At 31.5% G+C, this 18,768-nt stretch carries 22 protein-coding genes and 2 pseudogenes; all 24 read left to right on the top strand.

Annotation, left to right across the window (positions count from 1 at the left end; genetic code table 11):
* Positions 1–469 precede the first annotated feature (469 nt).
* A complete protein-coding gene (locus tag VLK81_RS08900; RefSeq protein WP_324620263.1) occupies positions 470–6,691 on the top strand; it encodes a cell wall-binding repeat-containing protein in 6,222 nt (2,073 codons plus the stop codon).
* Positions 6,692–6,828: 137 nt separating this feature from the next.
* A complete protein-coding gene (locus tag VLK81_RS08895; protein WP_324620262.1) occupies positions 6,829–8,016 on the top strand; it encodes a MalY/PatB family protein in 1,188 nt (395 codons plus the stop codon).
* A gap of 147 nt (positions 8,017–8,163) precedes the next feature.
* The gene (gene yedE, locus VLK81_RS08890) at positions 8,164–9,222 is read left to right on the top strand and encodes a YedE family putative selenium transporter (RefSeq protein ID WP_324620261.1); all 1,059 of its coding nucleotides are present in this window, start codon (positions 8,164–8,166) and stop codon (positions 9,220–9,222) included.
* A 3-nt stretch (positions 9,223–9,225) separates the two neighbouring features.
* Entirely contained in the window at positions 9,226–9,432 is a 207-nt protein-coding gene (locus VLK81_RS08885; RefSeq protein WP_324620260.1) for a sulfurtransferase TusA family protein, read from the top strand.
* The gene (locus tag VLK81_RS08880; protein WP_324620259.1) at positions 9,432–9,650 is read left to right on the top strand and encodes a DUF3343 domain-containing protein; all 219 of its coding nucleotides are present in this window, start codon (positions 9,432–9,434) and stop codon (positions 9,648–9,650) included. The genes VLK81_RS08885 and VLK81_RS08880 overlap by 1 nt, the downstream gene beginning before the upstream one ends.
* Before the next feature lie 185 nt (positions 9,651–9,835).
* Positions 9,836–10,174: a carboxymuconolactone decarboxylase family protein gene (locus VLK81_RS08875; RefSeq protein ID WP_324620258.1), complete on the top strand. Its 339-nt coding sequence runs from the start codon at positions 9,836–9,838 to the stop codon at positions 10,172–10,174.
* A gap of 619 nt (positions 10,175–10,793) precedes the next feature.
* Positions 10,794–11,102, top strand: a complete 309-nt coding sequence (gene rpsJ, locus VLK81_RS08870) for a 30S ribosomal protein S10 (RefSeq protein ID WP_324620257.1) — start codon at positions 10,794–10,796, stop codon at positions 11,100–11,102.
* Positions 11,103–11,165: 63 nt separating this feature from the next.
* Entirely contained in the window at positions 11,166–11,798 is a 633-nt protein-coding gene (rplC, locus tag VLK81_RS08865; RefSeq protein WP_324620256.1) for a 50S ribosomal protein L3, read from the top strand.
* Between the two features lie 14 nt (positions 11,799–11,812).
* Positions 11,813–12,434: pseudogene (gene rplD, locus VLK81_RS08860) on the top strand (50S ribosomal protein L4).
* Positions 12,434–12,724 (top strand): 50S ribosomal protein L23, encoded by a 291-nt coding sequence (gene rplW / locus VLK81_RS08855; RefSeq protein WP_324620255.1) that lies wholly within the window; start codon positions 12,434–12,436, stop codon positions 12,722–12,724. The pseudogene rplD and the gene rplW overlap by 1 nt, the downstream one beginning before the upstream one ends.
* Before the next feature lie 16 nt (positions 12,725–12,740).
* The gene (gene rplB / locus VLK81_RS08850; protein ID WP_324620254.1) at positions 12,741–13,574 is read left to right on the top strand and encodes a 50S ribosomal protein L2; all 834 of its coding nucleotides are present in this window, start codon (positions 12,741–12,743) and stop codon (positions 13,572–13,574) included.
* 10 nt (positions 13,575–13,584) lie between these two features.
* Positions 13,585–13,868, top strand: a pseudogene (rpsS, locus tag VLK81_RS08845) (30S ribosomal protein S19).
* Between the two features lie 10 nt (positions 13,869–13,878).
* Positions 13,879–14,232, top strand: coding sequence for a 50S ribosomal protein L22 (gene rplV, locus VLK81_RS08840; protein WP_324620253.1), 354 nt, complete (start codon positions 13,879–13,881; stop codon positions 14,230–14,232).
* The gene (gene rpsC / locus VLK81_RS08835; RefSeq protein WP_324620252.1) at positions 14,232–15,002 is read left to right on the top strand and encodes a 30S ribosomal protein S3; all 771 of its coding nucleotides are present in this window, start codon (positions 14,232–14,234) and stop codon (positions 15,000–15,002) included. Before rplV ends, rpsC begins: the two co-directional genes overlap by 1 nt.
* A gap of 18 nt (positions 15,003–15,020) precedes the next feature.
* Positions 15,021–15,455 carry a 50S ribosomal protein L16 gene (gene rplP, locus VLK81_RS08830; RefSeq protein WP_324620251.1) on the top strand — a complete coding sequence of 145 codons (435 nt, stop codon included), beginning with the start codon at positions 15,021–15,023 and terminating at the stop codon, positions 15,453–15,455.
* Entirely contained in the window at positions 15,455–15,661 is a 207-nt protein-coding gene (gene rpmC / locus VLK81_RS08825; RefSeq protein WP_324620250.1) for a 50S ribosomal protein L29, read from the top strand. Before rplP ends, rpmC begins: the two co-directional genes overlap by 1 nt.
* A gap of 1 nt (position 15,662) precedes the next feature.
* On the top strand, positions 15,663–15,917 hold the full coding sequence (gene rpsQ / locus VLK81_RS08820) for a 30S ribosomal protein S17 (RefSeq protein ID WP_324620249.1): 255 nt from the start codon (positions 15,663–15,665) through the stop codon (positions 15,915–15,917).
* Positions 15,918–15,942: 25 nt separating this feature from the next.
* The gene (rplN, locus tag VLK81_RS08815; RefSeq protein ID WP_324620248.1) at positions 15,943–16,311 is read left to right on the top strand and encodes a 50S ribosomal protein L14; all 369 of its coding nucleotides are present in this window, start codon (positions 15,943–15,945) and stop codon (positions 16,309–16,311) included.
* A 13-nt stretch (positions 16,312–16,324) separates the two neighbouring features.
* Positions 16,325–16,639 (top strand): 50S ribosomal protein L24, encoded by a 315-nt coding sequence (gene rplX, locus VLK81_RS08810; protein ID WP_324620247.1) that lies wholly within the window; start codon positions 16,325–16,327, stop codon positions 16,637–16,639.
* 19 nt (positions 16,640–16,658) lie between these two features.
* The gene (rplE, locus tag VLK81_RS08805; RefSeq protein WP_324620246.1) at positions 16,659–17,201 is read left to right on the top strand and encodes a 50S ribosomal protein L5; all 543 of its coding nucleotides are present in this window, start codon (positions 16,659–16,661) and stop codon (positions 17,199–17,201) included.
* 11 nt (positions 17,202–17,212) lie between these two features.
* Positions 17,213–17,398: a type Z 30S ribosomal protein S14 gene (locus VLK81_RS08800; protein ID WP_324620245.1), complete on the top strand. Its 186-nt coding sequence runs from the start codon at positions 17,213–17,215 to the stop codon at positions 17,396–17,398.
* Positions 17,399–17,417: 19 nt separating this feature from the next.
* Positions 17,418–17,813 (top strand): 30S ribosomal protein S8, encoded by a 396-nt coding sequence (gene rpsH / locus VLK81_RS08795; RefSeq protein WP_324620244.1) that lies wholly within the window; start codon positions 17,418–17,420, stop codon positions 17,811–17,813.
* Between the two features lie 37 nt (positions 17,814–17,850).
* Positions 17,851–18,390, top strand: coding sequence for a 50S ribosomal protein L6 (gene rplF, locus VLK81_RS08790; protein ID WP_324620243.1), 540 nt, complete (start codon positions 17,851–17,853; stop codon positions 18,388–18,390).
* 14 nt (positions 18,391–18,404) lie between these two features.
* Positions 18,405–18,764 (top strand): 50S ribosomal protein L18, encoded by a 360-nt coding sequence (rplR, locus tag VLK81_RS08785; RefSeq protein ID WP_324620242.1) that lies wholly within the window; start codon positions 18,405–18,407, stop codon positions 18,762–18,764.
* Positions 18,765–18,768 lie beyond the last annotated feature (4 nt).

Genomic DNA, 18,768 nt, shown 5'->3' with positions numbered 1-18,768 from the left:
ATTTTTTAATGACCGTCCTAGAAATAGGGCGGTTTTTTTAAATTTTTTTGATATAAAGTTAAGGATATTTTAAGGAGCTAAAGATAAAATTAATCAATTTATAAGATATAATGCATAATTTTTTTAAAATTTGATACATAAAAATTATAAATCCTAGATTTATTTAATAAAAGTTAATATTTTAATATTAAAATAATTTATATTAAATTTATTCTATATTCTATTATCTAAACTTATTTTACATCTTGATTCTATTGTATGGTAGTGTTATCATTAATCTAATATCTATTAAAGCTTTTTGAGATATTGAAATTAGATTAAAGTATTAATTATACTTTTCTAATAATACAATAATTAAACTTATATTTTTACTTATAAAAAATATTATTTAGGGGGTGACTTAAAATAGTTTAATTATTGGGACTTATTGAGCTTTAATATGATAAATACTATTTAAAGGGTGATTTATATGAAAAGACTATTATCTTTTGTATTAGCATTAGCTATGATATTAAGCTCGCTTACAAATGTCACAGTATATGCTAATGAAAAAGAAGGAGATTTTGAAGTTTTATCATCAGGGCTAATAAAGGACGAAACATTACCTAAAAAAGCAGATGATAACGAAGAAGTAGAAGTTCCTAGTTGGAATTTAAAAAGGGCTATATTACTTTTAAATGAAGCTATTACTACAACACAAATTGATGCAAATAAGGAAATTGTAGATAATACTCCAGTAACGAGAAGAATGATAAGAAGAGTTGCACATTTATCTCCAGAACAATGCGGTGCACATGATTTAAAAGAGTGGCAAATCAAGGTAAATAGTGCGATAGGATTAGAATATGCTGAAAATATGACCTGGTTAAGTCTAGTTTATCAAAATTTAAATGATTTTACTCCTATAAAAGACTGCGTAAAATTAAAGCATTTAGATATTAGAGATTGTAGTAAAGATGGGGTTAAAATAGAAGATATTAGTTTTTTAAATAAACTTACTGAGCTAGATTTTTTAAATATTAAAGCAGCAAGACCAAAAGATTTAAGTCCATTAAAGAAACTTACAAAGCTTACTTATCTAGATATGGAATCAACAAAGATAGAAAATGCTGATTTTGTAAAAGATTTAAAGGATTTAGAATATTTTAATGCACAATTTTCATTTGTAAAGGACCTAAAAGCTTTTGAAAATCATACGAAATTACAAACCTTGCTCTTATCTGCTCCTGCAAATAAATATATCCATGGAAAAGAATTACTCACAGACATCTCTCCAGTATCAACACTTACAAATTTAAAAGAACTTGATATTGCAAATCACAATGTAAAAGATATATCGGCTTTAAAAGGTTTAAAGAACTTAGAAGTTTTTACAGCTTCAAACAACTTGATTGAAGATTTAGAAGTATTATTAACTTTACCAAAACTTAATAAAGTTTGGGTTCAAGGAAACACTGCTTATCCAGGATTTGAAACAAGTGAAAATACCTACAAAGAAGCTAAAAAAATATTTAATAGTCTGAGTAAAAAAGTTCTTACAAAAGATGATTTAAATACACTTGAAAAATTAAATAATGAAAGTGATGGAGTAAAAGCATTTTTCAAAAAAACTACTCTTGAAACTTTAAAAGAATATGCTGAAGATTTAAAGACTAAGGATAGCGTTTTAAATAAAGCATTTGAAAATATTGGAGTAGATCCATTAGATCCTGAAACACCAACAGACCCTGAAGTTAAAGAAAAGAAAATTATTGAAGTAATACCTTCAGGAGAATTTACCCTTGAAAAAGGCAATGATCCAAAAACTGTACTTCCTAAAACTGTTAAAGTTAAATTAGCAGATGCAGGAGTAATAACAAAAGATGAAGAAGCTAAAATTGGTACATTTAGAAGAAATTTTAAAGATGGATTAGAATTTGGACCAATTTCAATAGCCTATAAGGTTGTAGATGAAAATGGGAACATTCTCAGCTCAAAAGATTATCCTAATCTTATTAAGGTAGTAGATAAGGATGAGCTAGGTGTTGAATATCCTTTTATTAGTGTTGGAGATTATTTTGAATATATAACAGAAGATACTAATCGCGCCTTTAATATTGAAATTAATTCTAATAAATTTGAAATAGATGGCGTATATAGTTTCAAACAAGAACCTTGTCCAATCCATAAAGAAGGAACAGTTGGAGAAGTTATTGCAAATGAAAATAAGGCGAATAGACACGAAGCTAATAAAAACCCAGAATTATTTTATGTGATTCATGTAAAAGAAAAAGCTCAAGCAGAAAATCCAAAGCTTGGAATCAATAATGTTGGTGAAGCTAGAACAAATGAAACCATAACTTATAAAGTAGTTGATAGTAAAGGAAATATTATAAGCGCTAAGGATAATCCTAACTTATTCTATGCAAGAAATAAAGATTCTAATACTGATTATGATAAATATCCAAAAACTGATGGAGATTATTATACAATTGAGTCTGCTGGAGAAAGTATAGACTATGAACTTAAATTAAAATCAGATGAATATGATTTAGTTGGCACTTATGAATTTGGAACAAAATACAATATGACCACTTCTGCAGGTTCAATTTCTATGGTTTATAACTCAAATTCTACTCCAAAATACTACAAATTACCTGGTTCAAATCCTGGAGAAGATGTATTTATTATTAAAGTTAAAGCTAAGGGAGAAGATCCTGGACAAGAACCAACTCCAGATCCAAATCCAGATCCAGGAGAAAATCCAAATCCAGAATCATCTGAAGGACTAGGATATGTGGATGGAAAAGTAGTTTTTAGACTTGTAGATGATAAAGGAAATAAGCTAAAGGCATCAGAAGTAGCAAATGATATAAAGATAGTTTTAGATGAATTTAAAAATCTTGAAGTTGATGGAGATTTATTCTCTCATAAGTTTAGTTCAATGACTGAAAAATATAATCCATTAACAATAAAATCAGAAAAGTATGAATTAGTAAGTCAAAATGGATTTGAAGGCAATTTTTCATATATAGATTACGGTGCACATCTAAATAAAGTGTATCTTAACGGTGAAGAAGTAGATGTTATAAATAATGATACAAGTAAGTTAGATGCAAAATACTTTACAATAATTGTAAAGGAAAAGGAAACTTCAAAGCCAGATCCTTCTGAAAAATTAGGATATGTAGATGGGAAAGTAGTTTTCAAACTTGTTGATGAAAAAGGAAATCAACTGAAAGCATCAGAAGTAGCAAATGATATAAAGATAGTTTTAGATGAATTTAAAAATCTTGAAGTTGATGGAGATTTATTCTCTCATAAGTTTAGTTCAATGACTGAAAAATATAATCCATTAACAATAAAATCAGAAAAGTATGAATTAGTAAGTCAAAATGGATTTGAAGGTAATTTTTCATATATAGATTACGGTGCACATCTAAATAAAGTGTATCTTAACGGTGAAGAAGTAGATGTTATAAATAATGACACAAGTAAATTAGATGCAAAATACTTTACAATAGTTGTAAAAGAAAAATCAAGCGGCGGAGAAACACCTGTAGAACCAAAGCCAGAAGATCCAAGTACAGGATTTAAATATGTAGAAGGATCCACTCCTGGTGTAGGAAAAGATATAAAAGGACATGAATTTATAACATTTAAAGTACTTGATGAAGGTGGAAATCAAGTATCAGCTAAAAATTATCCTGACATGCTTCTAACAAGGGGTGAACAAACAGGTCAAGATCCTCTCAAAGTAAAAGCTAATGAAGATAATTTTACTTTTAATACAGGTTATATGGTAGATAACAAATATACACTAGTAATTAATCCTACAAGTGTGTTTGAACTTGATGGAGAATATAAATTCACTGTTAAAAATGATGCTTCTGCTGGATGGAAAGATACAATAACAACTGTAGAAAACACAAATGCTGGAGATAAGACTTATTATAAAGTTCATGAAGATGAATTAAATGAAAATGTATTTACTATTCACGTAAAAGCTAAGCAAGAAGAAGGCCTAGGTTTAAATATTAAGTCTCAAAATTTAATGAATTTTGTAAGTTTATCCGCTTTACCATTTAATACACCTGGTGCATTAGAGGGAGATTTAAAAGATCTTAAAGTTGAGTGGGATTTAACAAATGTAAAAGATGAAGTTGGAAAATATGAAATTGAAGGTACTGTTATCTTAGAAGAAGGGATAGTTAACCCTCAAGAATTAAAAGCTAAGGCAGTTTTAAATGTAGTTGAAAAACCAGCACAAAACAATATGGATGTGACAATAATTGTCACTAAAAACAATTTACCATTTACTGAAGAATTAAATTTTAATTTTAAAGACCTTGCAACTAATGAAGTTAAAACAGTAAAGTCAGCTAATGGAATGATTAAGGCGAATTTGGAAGTTGGTCATAAGTATGAACTTACTTTAGATAGCGAAGATAAAACCATAGACAAAATTACTTTTACAATTAAAGAAGAAATGGGACCTATTATTGAAGGTTCTGGCGAAGTATTAGCTACGATAGAAATAAAAGACAAGGTAGCTGAAAAAGAAGTTTTTGCTACGTTTATTGTTCAAGAAAACAATGCACCATATACAAAAGAATTAAACTTTTCTTTTAAAGATGTTGAAACGGGAAAAGTTACAACTGTAGATTCAGAAAATGCTATGGTAAATGTTTTTTTAACTATTGGACATAAGTATGAAATAAGCTTAAATAGTGAAGAAAAAACTATGAAACCTGTTACTATCGTAGTTGGAGAAGAGTATCCTACTTTAATTGATTCAGAAGAACCATTTACAAATATTACAGTAGAACCTAAAAAAGAACAAGATCCAATCGAAGAGGGAAAAGCTCTTGACAAGTTAATAGTTAGAGTTTTAAAAGATGGTAAAGCTGAAGCAAATTATCAAATTTCTCTTATTTATTTTGATGAATTTGGAATTCCAAATACAGTTTTAAAACCAAAAACAGATAAAAATGGAGAAATAGTTATAGATAAGTTGTTGGCAAATGGTAAATATCAACTTAGACCAGCGAGAAATGCAAATGAATTGAAATTTGAAAAGGATGTATTTGAATTTACAACTGACAAAAATGGAAAAGTTGTAACAATTGATGGAAAAGAAATTAAAGATGAAAGTGAAGGCGTTATTACATTTAAGGGGACTGAACCAGATAGTGATGTCTTTGAAAAATTTGATGTCAACTTCAAAGCTGTTGACAAAGATGGAAATCCTATTGAGGGAGTAAACTTTTCAATAATGACTCTTGCACCAAGATTTAAGACACTTCAAAAAGTAGATTCAGATGCTAACGGAAATATTAAATTTAATGTTGAAGGACAAAAAGGTGGCAAAGACTATTCGGTTACCATATCTAAGATGGCACAATTTATGTATGAATCAGAGCCTCATTCAATAGAATTTAAATTAGATGAAAAGGGAAACATTAAAGTATTGGATAGCGAAGAAAAGTATGGAATGACATTTACAGTTTTTGTTAATGATCAAACTCATATTTATGATGAGTTCAAAATGCTATATGAAAAAGCTATAAACTACCTTAAAAATCAAAAGTTTGAAGATTCAGAAGAAGCAAGGATGGCTATAAAGAATCTTGAAGATGTAATAGAAGCTTCTAAAAAAGAAATTGAAGAAACTATTCCTATATATGCAGAAGGAAAAATCGAACAATTAAAGAAGGCAATGGCTGAACTTAAAAAGTATGAAGTAAAAGAAGAAACAGATCCAACACCAGGCACAGATCCAATCCCAGGACCTAATCCAGGAACAAAACCAGATCCAAAGCCTGAAGTAAAACCAGAACCAAAACCAGAAGAAAAACCAGAAAAGAACATCTTTGATGGAATAGAAAAAGAAAGACAAGCTGGAGATGATAGATACAAGACAGCAGTAGAAATCTCAAAGAAAAACTTTGAAAGAGCAGAGACCGTAATCCTAGTAAATGGAGAAAAAGAAGCAGACGCACTAGCAGCAAGCGTACTAGCAAAAGAAAAGAACGCACCAATCCTACTAATAAAGAAAGACATGACTCCAGACGAAGTAGCAAAAGAAATAGAAAGACTAGGAGCCAAAAACATAATCCTAATAGGCGGTTTAAACTCAATACAAGAAAAAGCAGTAGAAAATCTAAAACAAAACATTACAAGAATAGCAGGAAAAGATAGATTTGAAACAGCAGTAGAAATAGCAAAAGCCGCAGGAAAAACAGAAAAACTAATCCTAGCAAACGGAATAAGCCTAGTAGACGCCCTAACAGCATCAAGCCTAGCACAAGTAGAAAATAGAGGAATAATACTAGTAAACAAAGAAGAAATACCAAAAGTAGCAAAAGAACTAGTAGAAAAAGCCAAAGACATCCTAATAGTAGGCGGAGAAAACTCAGTAAAACTAGGAGTAAAAGCGGACAGAATCTCAGGAAAAGATAGATTCGAAACAGCAGTAAAAATAGCAGAAAGAGCATTTACAGAACCGAAACAAATAGCTCTAGCAAATAGCACAGCTTATGCAGACGCACTAGTATTTGGAGGGGTAACAGGAAAAGTAGAAGCCCCAATATTACTAACAAATAAAGATAAATTACCACAAGTAGTAAAAGAATATCTAGAAAGAAACAAAATAGAAAAAATCTTTGTACTTGGAGGAGAAAATAGCGTAAGCGAAAATCTTTTCAAATAGAGATAAACTAAGAGAGTGGACTTAAGTCCACTCTCTTTTTACATATTCAAAAAATATAAAATTTATTTTTCAGAATTTCATTTTGTGATATAGTATAATTAAGTAATAAATAGATATAGGAGGTATTTTATTTGAATATGTTTAACTTTGAAGAGCTAGTTGATAGAAGAGGTTTATATCACAGATCAGTTGAAACAAGAATTTTTGAAGGTGTAGAGCCTAAGGATGGTTTTTCTATAATACCTATGTCAATTGCTGATATGAATTTCAAAACTGCTCCTGCTGTTATAGATGAAATTGATAAAAGATTTAAAAGGGATGTATTTGGATATTCCATAAATTCCAAAGAATTTTTTGATTCTATTATTTCTTGGCAAAAAAGAAGGCACGGAGTTAATTCTATTGAAGAAAAAAATATTGGATATGAAAATGGAGTTTTAGGAGGCCTATCTTCTGCTGCAACAGCCCTACTTTCTAGGGGAGATAATATTTTGCTTCACAGGCCAACTTATGCAGGATTTAATGGAATTTTAAAGAATCTTGGATTCAACCTAATTTATTCAGATTTAAAAATAGATAAAGAAAATGTTTGGAGAATGGATTATGAGGATATGGAAAAAAAGATAGTTGAAAACAAAATTCACCTATTTGTTATGTGTTCACCTCACAATCCAACTGGTAGGGTATGGACTAGAAAAGAACTGGAGAAAGCTTATGAAATTTTTAAAAAGCATGATGTTTATGTTGTTTCTGATGAAATTTGGTCAGATCTTATTTTAAGTGGGAAAAAGCATATTCCTAGCCAGCTAATAAATGAAGATGCTAAAAGTAGAACTATTGCTTTTTATGCACCCACTAAGGGATATAATCTAGCTGGACTTGGGGTTTCTTACCACATTGTATATAATGATTTTTTAAATGATAGGCTTTTAAAAGAGGAGTCTTTATGCCACTATAATTTAAATAATGTTTTGAGTGAGGCTGCCCTTATTGGTGCATACTCTAATGATGGAGAGGCTTGGCTTGATTCTTTAATAGAAGTTATTGAAGGAAATATTCATCTTGCAGTAGACTTTTTTAGTAAAATTAAAGGGGTAGACGTAATTAAGCCTGAGGGAACCTACCTTATTTATCCTGATTTTGAAAAATATTTAATTAATAAAAATATAAGTCTATACGATTTGTTGGTTAAGTGTATAGAGCATGGGCTTTTAGTTAGTGATGGGAGAATTTTTGGAGGTAAATCTACAATTAGAATGAATTTAGCCATGCCTAGAAAAATGTTAGAGGAAGCTTTGGATAGATTTGATAAGTATATTTTATAAATAATTTTAAAAAAAATATAAATTTTTATAATTAATTTTAATTAACATTAAATTTTTACTCAATTGAAAAATATGTGGAATTAATACTCATAAAGTTATATAATATATTTGTACAGGCAGATTTTAATTATAAAAGGAGGTAATACTGTGAAAAATGATAAATTGAAAATGTTTATTGGAGGCGGTATTATTGGCTTACTAGCTGTAATTTTAGTTAAGCTTGGAAACCCTGGTAATATGGGTATTTGCGTTGCCTGCTTCTGGAGAGACACTGCTGGGGCTTTGGGCCTACATAGAGCAGATGTTGTACAATACATTAGGCCTGAAATTTTAGGTTTTGTATTGGGAGCTTTTTTAGTTTCATTTTTTAATAAAGACTTTAGATCTAGAGGAGGATCTTCTCCAATTCTAAGATTTGTTATGGGTATTTTTATGATGATAGGTGCTTTAGCATTTCTTGGATGCCCACTTAGAATGATTTTAAGACTTTCAAATGGTGACTTAAATGCTCTTGTTGGTTTACTAGGATTTATTTGTGGTATTTTACTAGGAATAGTTTTCCTAAAGAAAGGCTATACTTTAGGTAGAAGTACAAAACAACCTAAATTTGCTGGATTTATTATGCCTTTAATTGCACTTACTCTACTTATATTTTTAATAGTAAAACCTAGCTTTATTTTCTTCTCACAAGAAGGTCCAGCTTCAAAACACGCTCCTATTATAATATCTCTAATAGCAGGTATTATAACTGGTATTATTTTACAAAGAACTAGAATTTGTACAGCTGGTGCTTTTAGAGATATCTTTTTAATTAAAGATAGCCACTATCTATGGGGAGTTTTAGGAATATTTGTAGTTGCACTTATAGGTAATTTAACTTTTGGTGGAACTTTCAAACTTGGATTTGCTGAACAACCTGTTGCACACTCTATGCATCTTTGGAATTTCCTTGGAATGAGTTTAGTTGGTCTAACTGGTATATTATTAGGTGGATGCCCTATTAGACAAACAGTTCTTTCTGGAGAAGGAGATACTGATGCAGCTGTTACTGTTTTAGGTTTAATTGTTGGTGCAGCAATCTGCCACAACTTTGGTCTAGCTGCTTCACCTAAGGGAGTCCCTGTAAATGGACAAATTGCTGTAATTATTGGACTAGCATTTTGTATAATAGCAGCATTTACAATTTCATCTCAAAAGGGGGAATAGTTAATGAAAGTAGTTGATACTAGAGGATTATCTTGCCCTGAACCAGTTATTTTAACAAAAAATGCAGCTGATTCTGGAGAAAAAGAACTTGAAGTTTTAGTTGACACAAATGTTTCTAAAGAAAATGTTACTAGATTTTTAGAAGGGTCTGGATATAAGGTTGAAGTTAAAGAAGATGGAGATAGCTTCAAACTTGTATGTAGAAAATAATGACTAAAGAATATATATTTACATTTGACACAATAAGTCAGGCTTTAAAATTTGAAAAGGACCTTAAAAAAATAAATATTGATGTAAAATTAATGCCTGTGCCTAGGGCCCTATCTTCATCGTGTGGAACTTCAGCGAGAGTTTATAGTGATGATGAAGAAATTATTGAAAATTTAAATAAGCTCGGTCTTATATACCATGAGTATTTTATAATGTAACTTTAAAAGAGAGGATTTTTCCTCTCTTTTTTGATAAATTTTTAAAGGAGTTTTTTATTTCAATTTCAATAAATATTATCCATAAGAAAATCTTATAAGTTTAGCATATATATAAAGAAATCGAATAAATAATATGTATATTTTAAGTTATAATATAAGTATAAAATAAAATTTAGGAGGATATTATGGGTAAATATACTGAAATGTTAGAATGTTTAGGAAATAATACTGGAGAAGAACAAAAGCTTATACCTGAATTTTTTGAAGCCAATGGTAAACTTGCAGCTACTCTTGGAAATTTAAAAGCAACAGATCCTGTAACAAAGGAATTAATGTTTTTATCTTTTGCAGTTGCAACTAGATGTGAAGCTTGTATAGCTTATCATACTAAAATGTATAAAGAAGTAGGAGGAACAAGAGAATCTTTGGCTGAACTTTATGCCGTATCAGTTCTTATGCAAGGCGGACCAGGCGGAGTATATGCTGGGAAAGTTTTAGAAGCTTTTGACGAATATTCTAAATAAGGTCTAAGGCATTTTAATAATTAAAATAATAAATATAAAAGCTGTTCTTAATTTTTGACATTACCTATCCTTACTAGTTTTATAGTAATGGGAGTAAATATCATTAATTACTGGAACAGTTTTTTTATAATAAATTTTTCCTAGCTTTTAGAATAAATATAATCTTATAGAATAAATATTTTTTAGCTACTTTTAAATTTGTTACAAAAATAAGATAGTTATTTGTAAAAACTCTTTAATTATTAATATATATTATATATAATATATAATGAAAGAAATTATTTACTATCCATAATTTCCAGGGATTTTTATGATTTAGACAAAATGTTAAGAACTCGTAATATTTAAAATTAATTTTACTTTTTTTTTGAAAAATATTTGAAATTAAATAATACTTTTGATATTATATACCAGTGCTATAAATAAGGCGTAGAAACAGAAGGTTGCTTGCCGATTTAGAGCAGGGTAATTTCTGCGGAGCATGTTTGAGCTTAGACTCGGGCGAGAAGTAAGGATACTTAAAGACTTTTAGAAGTCTTTTTTTTAAAAAACTGGTATGGCACACCCGGTTAAGTGTATCGGCCTTCTCGGATTAAAAATTTTAGAGGAGGGTTTAGTTATGGCTAAACAAAAGATTAGAATTAGACTTAGAGCTTATGATCATGAAGTTATTGATCAATCAGCTAAGAGAATTGTAGAGGCAGTTAAAAGAACTGATGCTAAGGTTTCAGGACCTATCCCTCTACCTACTGAAAAAGAAGTTGTTACTATTTTAAGAGCGGTTCACAAGTATAAGGACTCTAGAGAACAATTTGAACAAAGAACTCACAAGAGACTTATTGATATTATTGAACCAAATCCTAAGACTTTAGAAGCTCTTAAGAAGTTAAACTTACCAGCTGGCGTAGATATAGAAATTAAGCTTTAAGCGGTTACATGTCGTAGTAAGACTACTAGATTAGTCCGCTATACGTATATGGAGGTGTAATTAGTGAAAGGAATTTTAGGTAAAAAAATAGGGATGACTCAAATCTTTGATGAAGATGGTATAGTTACTCCTGTAAGTGTAGTTTTAGCTGAACCAAATATTATAACTCAAGTTAAAACAGCTGAAACTGATGGATATAATTCAATTCAAGTTGGGTTTATCGACAAAAAAGAAAAACACACAACTCAACCTCTGAAAGGTCACTTTGAAAAAGCTGGCGTTTCTTTCAAAAAATATTTGAGAGAATTTAGAGTTGAAGACACTGAGGCTTATAAGGCTGGAGATGAAATTAAAGTTGACATTTTCGCCGATGGTGACCATGTTGATGTTGTAGGTACTAGTAAGGGTAAAGGAACTCAAGGTGCTATTAAGAGATACAATTATGGTAGAGGACCTGAAAAACACGGTTCTAAATCTCATAGAGTTCAAGGTGCTAGAAGTGCTGGAACTTACCCTGGTAGAGTTTGGAAAGGCCGCAAGGCTATGGGTAAGATGGGTAACGAGAGAGTTACTGTTCAAAACCTTACTATTGTAAAGGTTATTGCAGACAAGAACTTAATCCTTTTAAAGGGTGCTATCCCAGGACCTAAGGGTTCTCTTGTGACTATCAAAGAGACTGTTAAGTCTTCTAAGTAATGGGAGGAGTTAATATGACTAAGGTTAATGTTTTAAATACTTCAAAAGAAAAACTTGAAGAAATAGAATTATCTGAAAGTGTTTTTGGAGCCGAAGTAAAAGAGCACGCTGTTTATGAAGCTGTTAAAAATACTCTTGCGAATAGAAGACAAGGAACTAAATCTGCTTTAACCAGAGCTGAAGTAAGAGGCGGAGGAAGAAAGCCTTGGAGACAAAAAGGTACTGGTAGAGCTAGACAAGGTAGTATTCGTTCTCCACAATGGAGAGGTGGCGGAGTTGTTTTTGCACCAAAGCCAAGAGACTACAGTTACTCTATTCCAAAAAAAAGTTAAAAGAGCTGCTTTAAAATCTGTTTTATCTCAGAAGGCATTAGATGGAGAGGTTATTGTTTTAGATTCATTATCTATGGACAAGATTTCAACTAAGTCAGCATCTGAGATATTAAAGAAGTTAGAAATTAAGAGCTGCTGCATTGTAACTAAAGAAAAAGACGAAACTGTTATTAGATCATTTAGAAACATTCCTAAGGTTGATGTGCTAAGCGCAAACAATCTTAATGTTTATGATATTTTAAATAGAGAGTTTTTACTTGTAACAAAGGATGCTCTTGATGTAATTGAGGAGGTATATGCGTAATGCTTAACTCTCACGATATAATTATTAAGCCTATTATTTCTGAAAGAAGTATGGATGAGGCTGAACTTAAAAAATATATTTTTCAAGTTAATAAAAGAACTACAAAATCTGAAGTAAAAAAGGCTGTAGAAACTATTTTTGGTGTTAAGGTTAAAAGTGTTAACACTATGAATGTTGTTGGAAAGGTTAAAAGACAAGGAGCTACAAAAGGTAAAAGACCTGATTGGAAAAAGGCTATTGTTACTTTAACTGAAGATTCAAAGGCTATAGATTTCTTTGAAGGCATGTAGCAGGAGGTATATTTAAATGGCTATAAAAAAATACAAGGCTACTTCTCCTGGACTTCGTTCAATGTCTGTGTTGAAGTACTCTGATGTAATTACTAAGACAACACCTGAAAAATCACTTACTGTAAGTTTAAACCAAAAAGCTGGTAGAAACTCTTACGGTAGAACCACTGTAAGATTTAGAGGTGGCGGAGTTAAGAGAAAATACAGAATTATAGATTTTAAAAGAGATAAAGATGGCGTTCCAGGAAAGGTATTTTCTATTGAATATGATCCAAATAGAACTAGCAATATTGCTCTTATTCACTATTTAGATGGCGAAAAAAGATATATTATTGCTCCAAAGGGACTTAAAGTTGGGGATATGATTGAATCTGGAGATAATGCTGATATTGTTGTTGGAAATGCATTAAAATTAAAAGATATTCCAGTTGGTACAACTATTCACAATGTTGAGATGAAACCTGGTAAAGGTGGACAAATTGCTAGAACTGCTGGCAGTGAAGCTCAAATTATGGGTAAAGAAGGCAAATTTGCATCACTTAGACTTCCTTCTGGAGAATTTAGATTAATTCACTTAGAATGTAAGGCTACAATCGGCCAAGTTGGAAACCTAGAACATGAACTTGTTACTATTGGTAAGGCTGGTAGAAAAAGATATATGGGTAAAAGACCTCATGTAAGAGGATCTGTAATGAACCCAGTAGATCACCCTCATGGTGGTGGGGAAGGTAGAGCTCCTATCGGAAGACCATCTCCTATGACTCCTTGGGGAAAGAAAGCTCTTGGTCTTAAGACTAGAGACAGAAACAAAAAATCTAACGCTTATATTATAAGAAGAAGACCTAAATAAGGAGGATTAAATGAGTAGATCGGTTAAAAAAGGACCTTTTGTCGATGAACACTTAATGAAAAAGGTTGAAGCATTAAACGAAAAAAATGATAAAAAAGTTATAAAGACTTGGTCACGTCGCTCAACTATTTTCCCGAATTTGTTGGACATACTTTTGCAATTCATGATGGAAGAAAACACCTTCCAATTTATATAACTGAAGATATGGTTGGACACAAGCTTGGAGAATTTGTTCCTACTAGAACTTACAGGGGTCACGTTGGCAAAAACGAAAAAGCGACCAAGTTAAAATAGGAGGTATATTATGGGACAAACAGCAAGAGCAGAAGGTAAATATCTTAGAATATCACCTCTAAAGGTAAATTTTATTTGTAAAGAAATTAGAGGTAAACAAGTAGATGAAGCTTTAGCAATTTTAAGATTTACACCTAAAAAAGGTGCTAGACTTTTAGAAAAAGTTTTAAAATCTGCAATAGCTAACGCTGAAAATAATTTTGGTTTAGATAGAGATAAGTTAATAGTTGAAAAGGCTTATGCAAATAATGCTCCAGTTATGAAGAGATTTCATCCTAAGGCTAAAGGGGCGGCATATCCAATTCTAAAGAGATCTAGCCATATTGGTTGTGTTGTTAGAGAAGTATCTGAGGAGGAAAAATAATGGGTCAAAAAGTAAATCCTCATGGTTTAAGAGTAGGAATCATTAAAGACTGGGATTCTAAATGGTTCGCTGATAAAAAAGATTTTGGGGATCTTTTAGTTGAAGATTATAAAGTTAGAGAACTGGTAAAAAAAGAAACAATAAATTCCAGCGTTTCTAAGGTAGAAATTGAAAGAGCTTCTAACAAAATTAAGGTTACTATCTTTACTGCAAAACCAGGAATGGTTATTGGAAAAGGTGGAGCTGGAGTTGAAGCACTTAAGGCTAAATTAGAAAAATTAACTGGTAAATCAGTTATTGTAAATATTGAAGAAATAAAAAATCAAGATACTGATGCTAAACTTGTAGCAGATAGTATTGCAGGTCAGCTAGAAAGAAGAATTTCTTTTAGAAGAGCTATGAAACAAGCTATTCAAAGATCTATGAAGGCTGGCGTTAAGGGAATTAAGACTCAAGTTTCAGGAAGAGTTGGAGGAGCTGATATGGCTAGAACTGAAGGCTACTCTGAAGGAACTATTCCACTACAAACTTTAAGAGCTGACATTGATTATGGCTTTACAGAAGCAGATACAACATATGGTAAGCTTGGTGTTAAAGTTTGGCTATACAAGGGTGAAATTATTCCTGGTATGGAAAATCTTGAAGATAATAGAAATAAAAGAGATAATAAGAAAAAACCTGGCAGAAATAGAAGGGATAATAGGAGAAATGCTAATTATTCAAAGAGAAATAACTCTCAAAAATCTGCTGGTAAAAGAGAAAATAATTAACATAGGAGGATAAAAGCTATGTTGTTACCAAAAAGAGTTAAGTATCGTAGAGTTCATAGAGGCAGAATGAAAGGTCTTGCTCATAAAGGAAATACCATTACTTATGGTGAATATGGCCTTCAAGCTCTTGATCCTTGCTGGATGACAGCAAATCAAATAGAAGCTGCTAGACGTGCGATGACTAGATATATAAAAAGGGGCGGTAATGTTTGGATTAAAGTTTTCCCAGACAAACCCGTTACTAAAAAACCTGCTGAAGTTAGAATGGGATCCGGTAAAGGTGCTCCTGAGTATTGGGTAGCTGTTGTTAAGCCTGGTAGAATTTTATTCGAAATGGGTGGAGTTGATGAATCAATAGCTAGAGAAGCTATGAGACTTGCAGCTCACAAACTTCCAATAAAAACTAAGTTTGTTAAGAAAGAAGAACCAGGAGAAAAGGAGAGTGAAGCTTAATGAGAATCAGTGAAATCAAGAAATTAAATGATAATGAGCTAAATGAGAAGTTAAAAGATCTTAAAGCATCGCTTTTCAATTTACGTTTCCAACACGCTACAGGTCAGCTAGAAAATCCTATGCTTATTAAAGGCGTTAAAAAGGATATAGCAAGAGTAAAAACTACTATGCGTGAACGTGAACTTAAAAACATGAAGGAGGCTTAGGATGGAAAGAAAAGCCCGTAAAGTAATCGTTGGTACTGTTGTATCTAACAAGATGGATAAGACAATAGTGGTTGAAGTTCAATCTTTTGTTACTCATCCAATTTATAAGAAAAAAATTAAAAGAACTAATAGATTTAAAGCACATGATGAATTACAAGAATGTGCAATTGGCGACAAAGTTGCTATCATGGAAACAAGACCTCTATCTAAGACAAAAAGATGGAGACTTGTAAACATAGTAGAAAAAGCTAAGTAATCTTGTTTTAAGAAGGAGGCTTATTATGATTCAAGTAGAGAGTCGTATGAGAGTTGCAGACAACTCAGGTGCTAGAGAATTGCTTGTAATAAGAGTACTTGGTGGTACTAATAAAAAGTATGCAAGAATCGGCGATATTGTTGTTTGTTCAGTTAAAGCTGCTGCTCCAGGCGGAGTGGTAAAAAAAGGTGACGTTGTAAAAGCAGTTATAGTAAGAACTGTAGATAGTTTAAAAAGATCTGATGGTTCATATATTTCTTTTGATGACAACGCAGCCGTAATTATAAAAGATGATAAAAACCCAGTGGGTACTAGAATTTTCGGACCGGTTACAAGAGAATTAAGAAGTGGAAATTTCATGAAGATAATTTCTCTAGCACCGGAAGTTTTATAGCGGGGAGGATATTATGCGTATAAAAACAGGTGATACTGTAGTTGTTATTGCTGGTAAGGACAAGGGCCGTAAGGGCAAAGTTCTTAGTACAAATCCTAAAGCTAATAAAGTAATAGTTGAAGGTGTAAATATCGTATCTAAACATCAAAAACCTAGAGGACCTCAAAATCCTGGAGGTATTGTTAAGTCTGAAGCTCCAATAGATGTTTCAAATGTTGGAATATATGATCCAAAAACTGGAAAAGCTTCAAGAGTCGGTATTAGAATCGATTCAAATGGCAAAAAAGTTAGATATTTAAAGAAAAGCAATTATGAGCTTGACAAATAACAGGAAGGAGGTAATGTAAATGACTTCCAGATTGAAGGAAAAATATATTAATGAGGTAGTTCCTGCTTTAATGGAAAAGTTTGAATATAAAAATATTATGGAAGTACCTAAGTTAGAAAAAATAGTAATTAATATGGGACTTGGCTCTTCAAAGGATAACCCTAAAGCTTTAGAAAAAGCTGTTGAAGAAATGACTATTATTAGTGGACAAAGACCTGTAGTTACTAAGGCTAAAAAATCAATAGCAAACTTCAAATTAAGAGAAGGTATGTCTGTTGGATGTAAAACTACTCTTAGAAACCAAAAAATGTATGACTTTTTAGATAAATTAGTTTCTATTGCTCTACCAAGAGTTAGGGACTTTAGAGGAATCAAGGCTAACAGCTTTGATGGAAGGGGAAATTATTCACTAGGACTTAAAGAACAATTAATTTTCCCAGAAATTGTTTATGATCAAGTTGATGAAATTAGAGGTATGGACGTAGTTATTGTTACAACAGCTAAAAGTGATGAGGAAGCAAAAGCTTTCTTAGAACTTATGGGTATGCCTTTTAAAAAATAAGGAGGACTTAAGTGGCAAAAAAATCAATTATAGCTAAGCAAGGTAGAAAACCAAAGTATTCAACTAGAGCTTACTCTAGATGTAAAATTTGTGGTAGACCTCATGCTTATTTAAGAAAATATGGCATCTGCCGTATTTGTTTTAGAGAACTTGCCTACAAAGGCGAAATCCCTGGAGTTAAAAAAGCCAGCTGGTAATATCAAGAGGAGGAAAAATATGTTTACAGATCCTATCGCAGATATGCTTACAAGAATTAGAAATGCTAATAATGCTAAGCATTCATCTGTAGAAATTCCTGCTTCAAATGTTAAAAAATCTCTTGCACAAATTCTTCTAGATGAAGGTTATATAAATGGATATAATGTGACTGAAGGAGATGTTCAAGGAACTATAACAGTTGATTTAAAGTATGGACCAAATGAAGAGAAGGTTATCTCTGGAATAAAAAGAATTTCTAAGCCAGGTCTTAGAGTTTATGTTAGAAAAGATGAAGTTCCTAAGGTGCTTGGTGGACTTGGTATTGCTATAATATCTACTTCCAAGGGAATTGTGACTGATAAGTCTGCAAGAGAACTTGGTGTAGGTGGAGAAGTTATCTGTTACGTTTGGTAATAGATAATATTTATAGCTTAGTTTTAAGGAGGAATATATGTCAAGAATCGGCCTTAAGCCAATCGAGATCCCACAAGGTGTAGAAGTTAAACTTCATGATAATAATTTAGTTGAAGTTAAAGGACCTAAGGGAACTCTTAGCGAAAAGATAGATAGTGGTATTAAAATAAATATTGAGAATAATGTAATAACTTTTGAAAGATCTTCAGAAGATAAAAAATATAAGTCTTTACATGGACTTTCTAGAACACTTGTAGCTAATATGATAGAAGGTGTAACTAATGGTTTTTCAAAAAAACTTATTATAGAAGGTACTGGTTATAGAGCGCAAAAGCAAGGCAAAGATCTTATCTTACATCTTGGATATTCTCATGAAATAAAATTTACAGATCCAGAAGGAATAGAAACTGTAGTTCCGGATCAATTAACTATTGTTGTTAATGGAATTAACAAACAACAACTAGGTAATTATACAGCGGTAATAAGAGATCAAAGACCACCTGAACCATATAAGGGAAAAGGTGTTAGATACGAAAATGAACATATAAGAAGAAAAGTCGGTAAGACTGGTAAGTAGAAAGGAGAAAGGAAATGTTAAATAGGGTAGATAAAAAAGCAAATAGAAAAGCTAGACACCTAAGAGTTAGAAAAAAAGTTACCGGAACTTTCGAAAGACCTAGACTTACTGTATATAAATCAAATAGTAACATTTATTGCCAATTAGTTGATGATGTTAAAGGAGTTACAATCCTAAGTGCATCAACTTTAGATAAAGACCTTAAATCAGAAAGCTTAAATATTGAAGCTTGCAAAAAGGTTGGAGAGGCAATTGGAAAAAAAGCAATAGAAAAAGGTATTACAGAAGCAGTTTTCGATAGAAGTGGTTATAAGTATCATGGAAGAGTAAAGGCTCTTTGTGAAGCAGCTAGAGAAGCTGGCTTAAAGCTTTAGTAGG

This window comes from Citroniella saccharovorans (assembly GCF_035481615.1).
Lineage (GTDB): Bacteria > Bacillota > Clostridia > Tissierellales > Peptoniphilaceae > Citroniella > Citroniella saccharovorans.
Note: the sequence above shows the minus strand (reverse complement) of the source record. Positions and strands in the feature narration are given on the sequence as shown.

Excerpts from the sequence above, each read along its gene's own strand:
- rplV (WP_324620253.1), top strand. The coding sequence starts at position 13,879 with ATGGGACAAACAGCAAGAGCAGAAGGTAAATATCTTAGAATATCACCT.
- rplF (WP_324620243.1), top strand. The coding sequence starts at position 17,851 with ATGTCAAGAATCGGCCTTAAGCCAATCGAGATCCCACAAGGTGTAGAA.
- rpsH (WP_324620244.1), top strand. The coding sequence starts at position 17,418 with ATGTTTACAGATCCTATCGCAGATATGCTTACAAGAATTAGAAATGCT.
- rplE (WP_324620246.1), top strand. The coding sequence starts at position 16,659 with ATGACTTCCAGATTGAAGGAAAAATATATTAATGAGGTAGTTCCTGCT.
- rplX (WP_324620247.1), top strand. The coding sequence starts at position 16,325 with ATGCGTATAAAAACAGGTGATACTGTAGTTGTTATTGCTGGTAAGGAC.
- rpsC (WP_324620252.1), top strand. The coding sequence starts at position 14,232 with ATGGGTCAAAAAGTAAATCCTCATGGTTTAAGAGTAGGAATCATTAAA.
- VLK81_RS08900 (WP_324620263.1), top strand. The coding sequence starts at position 470 with ATGAAAAGACTATTATCTTTTGTATTAGCATTAGCTATGATATTAAGC.
- rpsJ (WP_324620257.1), top strand. The coding sequence starts at position 10,794 with ATGGCTAAACAAAAGATTAGAATTAGACTTAGAGCTTATGATCATGAA.
- rplR (WP_324620242.1), top strand. The coding sequence starts at position 18,405 with ATGTTAAATAGGGTAGATAAAAAAGCAAATAGAAAAGCTAGACACCTA.
- rpsQ (WP_324620249.1), top strand. The coding sequence starts at position 15,663 with ATGGAAAGAAAAGCCCGTAAAGTAATCGTTGGTACTGTTGTATCTAAC.
- rplW (WP_324620255.1), top strand. The coding sequence starts at position 12,434 with ATGCTTAACTCTCACGATATAATTATTAAGCCTATTATTTCTGAAAGA.
- VLK81_RS08880 (WP_324620259.1), top strand. The coding sequence starts at position 9,432 with ATGACTAAAGAATATATATTTACATTTGACACAATAAGTCAGGCTTTA.
- rpmC (WP_324620250.1), top strand. The coding sequence starts at position 15,455 with ATGAGAATCAGTGAAATCAAGAAATTAAATGATAATGAGCTAAATGAG.
- VLK81_RS08885 (WP_324620260.1), top strand. The coding sequence starts at position 9,226 with ATGAAAGTAGTTGATACTAGAGGATTATCTTGCCCTGAACCAGTTATT.
- rplB (WP_324620254.1), top strand. The coding sequence starts at position 12,741 with ATGGCTATAAAAAAATACAAGGCTACTTCTCCTGGACTTCGTTCAATG.
- VLK81_RS08875 (WP_324620258.1), top strand. The coding sequence starts at position 9,836 with ATGGGTAAATATACTGAAATGTTAGAATGTTTAGGAAATAATACTGGA.
- rplN (WP_324620248.1), top strand. The coding sequence starts at position 15,943 with ATGATTCAAGTAGAGAGTCGTATGAGAGTTGCAGACAACTCAGGTGCT.
- rplP (WP_324620251.1), top strand. The coding sequence starts at position 15,021 with ATGTTGTTACCAAAAAGAGTTAAGTATCGTAGAGTTCATAGAGGCAGA.
- VLK81_RS08895 (WP_324620262.1), top strand. The coding sequence starts at position 6,829 with ATGTTTAACTTTGAAGAGCTAGTTGATAGAAGAGGTTTATATCACAGA.